The organism is Klebsiella sp. MS 92-3, assembly GCF_000195655.1.
GTDB lineage: Bacteria > Pseudomonadota > Gammaproteobacteria > Enterobacterales > Enterobacteriaceae > Klebsiella > Klebsiella pneumoniae.
This window is the reverse complement of sequence record NZ_GL882814.1, coordinates 69,137-71,579: the sequence shown is the minus strand read 5'-3', so window position 1 is coordinate 71,579 and position 2,443 is coordinate 69,137. Positions and strand designations below refer to the sequence as shown.

General features: G+C 63.7%; 2 protein-coding genes. One reads left to right on the top strand and one right to left on the bottom strand.

Features of this window, described 5'->3' with window-relative positions; translation table 11 throughout:
* Positions 1 to 15: 15 nt before the first annotated feature.
* On the bottom strand, positions 16 to 1,215 hold the full coding sequence (gene mtnK / locus HMPREF9538_RS12930) for an S-methyl-5-thioribose kinase (protein ID WP_009485216.1): 1,200 nt from the start codon (positions 1,213 to 1,215) through the stop codon (positions 16 to 18).
* Between the two features lie 101 nt (positions 1,216 to 1,316).
* Between mtnK and mtnA the strand changes: the two genes are divergently transcribed.
* The gene (gene mtnA / locus HMPREF9538_RS12935; protein ID WP_009485215.1) at positions 1,317 to 2,345 is read left to right on the top strand and encodes an S-methyl-5-thioribose-1-phosphate isomerase; all 1,029 of its coding nucleotides are present in this window, start codon (positions 1,317 to 1,319) and stop codon (positions 2,343 to 2,345) included.
* Positions 2,346 to 2,443: the final 98 nt, after the last annotated feature.

Genomic DNA, 2,443 nt, shown 5'->3' with positions numbered 1-2,443 from the left:
AAAAAACAGGCGCACTCAGCTGTACTGGCGTACCCGCGCCAGCAGCTCGTCGACGCTGTCGATACGCTCGGCCAGCACGATCAGCGCTCTGCCCAGGGTAATGGCGTGGCGCAGGCACTCATGACGCATGGCGTCGTCCTGGATAGTGTCGATATCCGCGACGTGCGACAGTCCGACGCTGCGGCGGATCAGTTCGCTGCCGCAGAAGCCGACCGCGTCCGCCCACACCTTTTTCAGAAAGGCGGAGGCGTAGCCGGGGTAAGCCAGCGCCGCGTCGCGGGTTTTCTCCGCCGCCAGCGCCTGGAAGCGCTCGGCAAAGGTGGTCCACAGCTGGTGGATGTCGTTCAGCCGCTGCTCGCGCGCGGCGGCGGCATCGCGAATGCCGAGCTGGCCCGGCAGGCCGCAGTAGTTCAGCAGCAGGTTGCCGATGGCGGTACCGATATCGAAGCCGATGGGGCCGAAGTAGCCGAACTCGGCGTCGATGGCCTTCAGGCTGCCTTCGGCAACGAAGATCGACCCGCTGTGGATATCGCCGTGCAGCAGCGCTTCCGCATGGGCAAAGAAACGGTGCTTCAGCGCCGCCACCGCCAGCTTAAGCTGAGCGTCGTCGCGCAGGGCGGCGACATCGGCCTCCAGCTCCGCCGGGTAGCTATTGCGCTCGTGGATCTGATACGGGTCGTTAAAGAACAGATCCTCGGTGATCTCGCACATCGCCGGGTTAATAAACTGCGCCACCTGCGCCTTTTTCTCGTGGGGATGGAGGTAGAAATCGCTGGTGTGAAACAGCACCTGCGCCAGATAGTCGCCAAGCTGGCGGGCCGCCTGGGGATAGTAGACGTTAGCGATAAGCTCTCCGCGCCAGATGCGGTGGTCGGAAAGATCTTCCATCACCATCACCGCCAGCTCGGGATCAAAGTGATGGATTTTTACCGTGTGCTGCGGGCTGTGCTGATAGTGGGCGATAAGAGTTTGCGCCTCCAGACGGGCGCGGTCGAGGGTCAGCGGCCAGGATTCGCCGACGCAGCGCACGTAGGGCAGAGCCTGTTTGACGATCGCCCGGCTGACGCCCTGGCGATCGAACACTTTAAACACCAGATTGAGGTTGCCATCGCCCACTTCCTGCGCGCTGACCAGCTCAGATGGGTTGTCGATGCCGGCGAACTGCTGCGCGTAAGCCACGGCATCGTGGGCGGTGAAGGTATGGTATTGCGACATTGCCTCGATCCTCGAATTCTGATTAAGCCGTTCAGACGTCTATACTTCTGGATTCCATCCTGACACAATGTGATACAACAACGCAACAGGGATTTAACGACATGCAGACATTACAGACCACCAGCCTGCGGGTGAGTGAAAATCAGCTTTTTATTCTCGACCAGCAGGCCTTGCCGCAGGAAAAACGCTGGCTGGCGGCGGATAACGTTGCGCTGCTGGTGGACCATATTCATACCCTGCGGGTGCGCGGCGCGCCGCTGATTGGCCTGTCCGCCAGCCTGCTGCTGGCTCTGCTGGCCCAGCGCGGCCTGAACCGGGATGCACTCCAGCAGGCGCTGGAGACGCTGCGCGCGGCGCGGCCGACGGCGGTCAACCTGATGAATAATCTGGATCGCATGAAGCAGGCGCTGGCCCGGGAGGATTACCCGCAGGCGCTGGAAGCGGAAGCCTTGCGTCTGGTCGAAGAAGATAAACAGCTGTGCGACCGCATCGCTGAGGCGGGCAGTGCGCTGGTGAAGCCCGGCAGTCGACTGCTGACCCACTGCAACACCGGTGGCCTGGCGACCGCCGGGGTAGGGACCGCCCTGGGCGTTATCGCGCTGGCGCACCGGCAGGGAAAAGTGACCAACGTATGGGTTGATGAAACCCGGCCGCTGCTGCAGGGCGGTCGTTTAACCGCCTGGGAGCTGGGCGAGCTGGGCGTGCCCTATCAGCTGATCGCCGATTCAATGGCCGCCAGCCTGATGGCGCAGGGGCAGGTGGATGCGGTGTGGGTCGGCGCCGACCGTATCGCCGCCAACGGCGACGTGGCGAATAAAATCGGCACCTATTCTCTGGCGGTTTTGGCCCATTATCACCAGATCCCGTTTTACGTCGCTGCCCCGCAGACCACCCTCGACCGCCATTGCCCGAACGGGGCGGCGATCCCCATTGAGCAGCGCGCGGCGGCGGAAGTGACCGGAGTGGCGGGCAGCTTCGGCGCGGTACAGTGGGCGCCGACGGGGGCCGCCGTTTACAATCCGGCGTTCGACGTCACGCCTGCTGGGCTGATAAGCGGCTGGGTGCTGGACAGCGGGGTGGTCACCCCGGCGCAGGTCGCCGCCGGGGTGTTTGCGCCGGACAACGGATAACGGACGTCGTGCCGGGCCTGGAAAAAAGGTTTTCCCGGGCCCGGACAAACACCGCGCCGCTACGGCAGGACCATGGCTACCGCCGGGGCGGATGACCG

Excerpts from the sequence above, each read along its gene's own strand:
- mtnK (WP_009485216.1), bottom strand. The coding sequence starts at position 1,215 with ATGTCGCAATACCATACCTTCACCGCCCACGATGCCGTGGCTTACGCG.
- mtnA (WP_009485215.1), top strand. The coding sequence starts at position 1,317 with ATGCAGACATTACAGACCACCAGCCTGCGGGTGAGTGAAAATCAGCTT.